This window comes from Methanospirillum sp. (assembly GCF_035560735.1).
Classification (GTDB): Archaea; Halobacteriota; Methanomicrobia; order Methanomicrobiales; family Methanospirillaceae; genus Methanospirillum.
This window is the reverse complement of sequence record NZ_DATMYY010000278.1, coordinates 1-5,269: the sequence shown is the minus strand read 5'-3', so window position 1 is coordinate 5,269 and position 5,269 is coordinate 1. Positions and strand designations below refer to the sequence as shown.

Below are 5,269 nucleotides of genomic sequence, written 5' to 3'. Positions count from 1 at the left end.
GTTTATAGGCACCACTAAATTTCTTCTCTTCATTGCATTGCCATAATTTCTTACGTAATGGAAAATTGGTTAATAAATTACATGCTGAATCCTTGAAGTCAAAAAAAAGAAGGTATTGTCCGAGTATCAGCATAGTCGATGTTCGATCAGAAACGCATGAGATCATGGTATCACATACACCCCCCCATCGGAGTACTATGTGACAATTACCACATGTGTTATGGTGGTATATAATTTTTATCTTCATTCGGAATGTCTTTTACGTGACCATTTGTATTGTTATCTGGATATAATCAGGTATTTCGCATGTGCCTAACTCTGGGTCACGATTTCCGGTATAGAAAAAAATGCAGATCAACGGTTTTCGAAGGATGAGTAAGAAAAATCTGCCGCGCCCAAATTGATGGGTTTAGCTGGAAAGAAAAAACGAGTCCGGAGAGATAAATCCATAATATTGGGTAATAAATCATCTCCACGTGTGTGGGGAACTCGCCATTATCGTCAGGCTCTGTCTCTTGCTGAACTGGTTATCGCCTGGGCTGAAACTTTCATCCTGGCAGAACACCAGCATCAATAGCCCGCATTCCCATGTTCACCCCTCTCCTGTTTTCCTTTTTGTTCACGATGATAACATGTCTCGCAAAGGGCTACCTGCTGGACGGGATCCACCCAGACTGCAGCACCAGTTCTGCAGACGGAGCACTTCCCGGTTGGACTTATCCGGTGTTCCATCGTGTCTGTCCTGATAACTCCCGGGATTGTCCTGACTGAAAGTGCTTCCCTGACCTGGGCAGCTTCATAGCAGACCTCACAGAGCATCCACTCAGATTTCCCCCGACCTTTCTCCCGGTACCTGGAATATGGACTTCCACAGACTGAGCACGGTTTCTTCTCAGGCCATCCGTCTATTCTTGAGAAGTCTGATGAACAGATCCCCTGTTCAGAAGTCCGGGCGGCACAAGCGGCATCATGCGGGAGAGTATCCTGATTTGCCACTCTGAAATTTTTGCCGCTTTCTGGAAGCCGCTCATCAGGTGGGTTTATCTGATCACCCTGGGCGGCAATGCGGCAGATCCCGGGATCAGAGGTCTTGATACATACGTCTTCGTCAGGTCCCGTGACCTGCTTCACACCTTTACCTTCTGCCGCTCTCTGATCTAAATCTTTATAATCTCTTATATTATGTGATTCTAAAGAGGAATCACTCTCTTTTTTCGGGCGGCAGCCTCCCGCATCGTTCCGCTTTGTACCATCTTCAGCCGCACTGCCGCCCGGATCATTACCATCCGTATGATCAGCACCATTTTCTTCCCGGACCAGCCAGACTACTCCTCCTTCTGACCAGGGAAGATACAGTGATGGATCCCAGGTGTATACTCTCTGACGCCGCTGTGTGTGCTTTCCGTCAGAACCTGATGTCACCGTCCGGTCATAGAACGAAACAGCAGGACACTTTGCAAGAAGACCAGAGTAGGATTGTCCTTTGCTCAAATACCCGTTCAACAGTTTGTGAATTGAGCTGTTATTCCAACCGGTTAGAATCTGCAGATCGCTGACCGTCAGTTCAGGCCTGCCTGACTCATGCATGATGACAACCAGTTCAGCCTCCCTTCTGGTAAGCTTGGAGACCTGACTTCCACTCTCTCCGTTCAGTGCTGTATAGAGCCTGGTTGCAACCGCAAAATCCTCTTCAGTTGCATTGATACACCTGACACTGTTCATCTCCACTTCAGCACGCTGATGCTGCATGAGTATTGCCGATGCCCTGATGAGATCCAGCAGCATATCCGGATTTCTTCTGTTTGCAGCAGAAACAAATCTGATGCGGTCTGCAAACGGCACTATCACGAATGCCGGGCTTAAGGTGCTCCAGATCTCCTGGCATACCAAATTCTCATCGCGTTCACTCTCACTACTTACCGGGCCACAGGAAGCATGGGAAAGACTCCGTTTCAGTACCCTGATGTCCTGGTCTTCGCTGTCATCGATCCAGCAGGTCAGCATCCGGTTGTAAACCTGGTCATCCCCGGTTCCATCAACCTTGGCTATCCACCAGACACACCGTTCAGGAATGATGCATTCCTGTGCAGTCCGATCTTTTGAGACTGTCCTGTACACAAACTGAGAATCAAACGAACTCGTCACTCCTTTGAGGATCTCCTGCATCTGGTCAGAGAGGGCCTGATCGTCAAGAGCGATCACGGTCCCAGGTTTCAGCCCGTTTATGTAAAAAAGTGCCTTTTCGCTGAGCCTGCCATCCAGACGGCTTGCAGAAGGAACCTGCCTGAGCATGGTCTTGATGGCATGACTCTTTCCTTTCCCTGACTCCCCGGTTATCGAGACATGAAGTCCTTTGCTGTTGAGGACAAGCCGTGAGGCCAGGGACATAATGAGCGACTCTGCAACAGTCTGATCACCTTCATGTTCAAGAGTAAAGGTCTCAAGCAGGTATCCGAGAGGGTTGCCATCGTGGAGAATGGTCTCTGCATGGTTTTTGATCTCTTCCTGTACCCGGGTTGTCTGGTTATCCTGCGGCAGTACAGCCGGTTCTGCAGATTGTGTGGCCTGTTTCTTTTCCCCCTTTTCAGGGCGGGAACATTTCGTTGCCTGTCTTTTTCCCTCGTACCGCTCACGAAGTTCAGTCCATCGCTGAGTTCCGCCTCCGCATGACGAATGGTGACAGCCGGCAAAGATGGCACCGTTTGTAAACTGAATTGCATATGCCCCGTCTTTGTGTTCTGAAGAGAACGGACATTCACTGAGCACAAAGACAGAACCTCCTGCATACGGTTTCTGATTAAACGAAATTCCATTCTGATTGAGCCATGCTCCCAGGTCAATGGTTCTGACTGCTTTCATCTCTGTTCTGTCAGACGGCTCTTTCGGAAAGAGACCTGCCAGATGACTGAGCATTTCTCCTGAAACGATCTCAAGCACTGGCGGGATTGAAAGGATTGATGCCCTGCGATGTGGTCTCGCTGCAATATTGTCACCTTTCCTGCTTGTGGTACCGTAGAGTTTCCAGATCCGTGCAGCATTGAAGACCGTGGTATCAACCGAAGCCTTCTCATCAGAGAAGAGGATATGCAATGTTTCGAGCACGCTCCTGATGAGATCCCGGGATTGTTCGTCGTTTGGCAGATCAATGCGGTATAGCAGGTGGGCCCCGTTGCCTGAGTCTGCGGTAACAGGTTCAGGCCATCCCATTTCGGTGAGGTGATCACGAATACGATATGCCATGGCCTCCGCTGCTTCATGCTCCTCTCTGGAAGAGGAGACACCTGACGGTCTGACCGGATCGATGTCAATCGGGAGCCAGCGACGGGAGATGATGTCACTATCTCCTGCTGACTTCTCATCCCTTCCAAGCCGTGTCTCTACCCTGTTTGCCCGTCGTGCCAGGAGGTCAGGATTTACCGGATTGAGAGTGACATATGCTCCAGCATACTCTCCCCTGTTCTCAAGCAGGGTGACTGCACTTTCAAGCCGGTCATAGTTGTCAAAGAATCCGGATGCCGCCCCCCGCTTTCCGATTAACCTGACCTCTATGGTTTGCCCGGGAGAAAAAAGCAGGTTGCAGGCAGATCGGATCGGATGAGAGTCTCCGGACAGATCCGGAGTTCCAGGGATATGAGGCTGCCTACCCCCGCATTTCTGCTCCTCAGGCATGGATATCATCCCCCTGCAACAGAAAGTAAAAAACGTTCAGAAAATTATACACATACCCTATCCCCGCCTTTCTTCCCTGTCCGCCAAGATCGAGAAGGATTGAGCGGGGTTTTTCAGTTCTTTTCTTTTTCACAATAACACCTGTCCGGGAACCTCCCGGGATCACATGTTCTCCCCCTTGTTATTGTCCTCCTTGTGATGTGATAGACGTTTTATGGGGTTTTTCATGATCTCTGATGACTGACTTCCCATTTTCTCAAAGCTTTATATCTTTATAATCTCAATCCCACCCCCCTAAATCCCGGGTTATGCTCTCTCTGTTTTAGATTTCAAGTGCTAATAGCGACACTACTGATGCATTTTCTATTCTGGTTGAAGAAAAAAACAGACCTTGAGACACCAATGGTAATTTTTCTGATCTGATTCTGGTGCGAAGATTCAATATCACTGAGTGATAAGGGGAGAGGATATTAGATGCGAGGATTCGGTGTGGTGTCCCCGGCTCTCAGCCCTGCTTCGCTGTATGATCGGATTGCGCTGTATTGCGGAATCCTGGCTGTTATCATCGGAAGTACAGCTTTTATCGGCTGGGCCGCAAATGCCAGAATACTTGCGGGTGTCAGGGTTGATTACATCCCGATGGCACCAAATACCTCACTTCTTGTTATCCTTTTGGGCTGTGCCCTCTGTTTGATATCTCTCTTTCCCATGCATCTCTATTCCCGCCGGGCCGCTTATGTCATCTCCTGGTTTGGGATTTTTCTGGCAGGGATAACCCTGCTTGGGATCATGGGCCTTGTGGATATTCAGATAGACTACCTGTTTTTCCATCCGTCTGACATGCTTGGTTCTGTTCCTGTTGGACGAATGTCTCCTGTGACTGCTGGCTGTTTCCTACTACTTTGCTTCGGGTTTCTTCTCCAAAAAATAAGGCCCGGATATACGGCACTCATCGCAGCAGCAGTATCTGGTGTCTGCGGAGTGATGATCATCGGGTACTGGTATGATGCACCACTCCTCTATGGCGGATCTGTCATCCCTGTTGCGTTTCCGACAACCGTGGCTCTCATCATACTTGGAACCGGGCTTATTGCCCTCTGTGGCCCTGGTACCTGGCCACTTTCACAGGTATCAGGCGAGTCCACCAGAGCCAGACTTCTTCGCAGCCTGCTACCGGTTACCGTGCTCCTAGTTCTGTTTTTAAACTGGGTTACAATTCACATCAGTGGAAAATCAGACAGTCTCATTGTTCTCATATCTGCATTATGGGTTATCATTTCGGCAGGGATTGTATACATTGTAGTCTCCAGGCTCTCCAGGACTATTGGTGGAGCCCTAGATAAGGCAGAGAGCGATCGGAAGAGATCAGAAGAGCAGTTGCGGGAAAGCCAGAACCTGCTGATCATGGCCCAGGAGATCAGTCATAGTGGATGCTGGGTGTATAATCCAAAGTCTGGTATGGTCTGGCAGTCTGCAGAGGCATCCCGAATTTATGGTTTTCCTCCGGTAGCAAAGGAATACGTACTGGCAGAACTGCGGTCCTGTATTGCAATCAATCAGGAAGATCTTGCGATTGAGAATTTTCTTGAGGATATAACAG

2 protein-coding genes are annotated in these 5,269 nt (G+C 49.2%); one reads left to right on the top strand and one right to left on the bottom strand.

Annotated elements, in window-relative coordinates; all coding sequences use genetic code 11:
* Window positions 1-570: 570 nt before the first annotated feature.
* A complete protein-coding gene (locus tag VN429_RS07955) occupies window positions 571-3,669 on the bottom strand; it encodes a hypothetical protein (protein ID WP_325631842.1) in 3,099 nt (1,032 codons plus the stop codon).
* A 474-nt stretch (window positions 3,670-4,143) separates the two neighbouring features.
* Here VN429_RS07955 and VN429_RS07950 point away from each other — a divergent pair.
* Window positions 4,144-5,269, top strand: a 1,126-nt coding sequence (locus VN429_RS07950) for a hypothetical protein (protein ID WP_325631840.1), incomplete at its 3' end; no start/stop codon positions are given.

Bases quoted from the DNA above. Each gene is read 5' to 3' on its own strand.
- VN429_RS07955 (WP_325631842.1), bottom strand. From the start codon at position 3,669: ATGCCTGAGGAGCAGAAATGCGGGGGTAGGCAGCCTCATATCCCTGGA.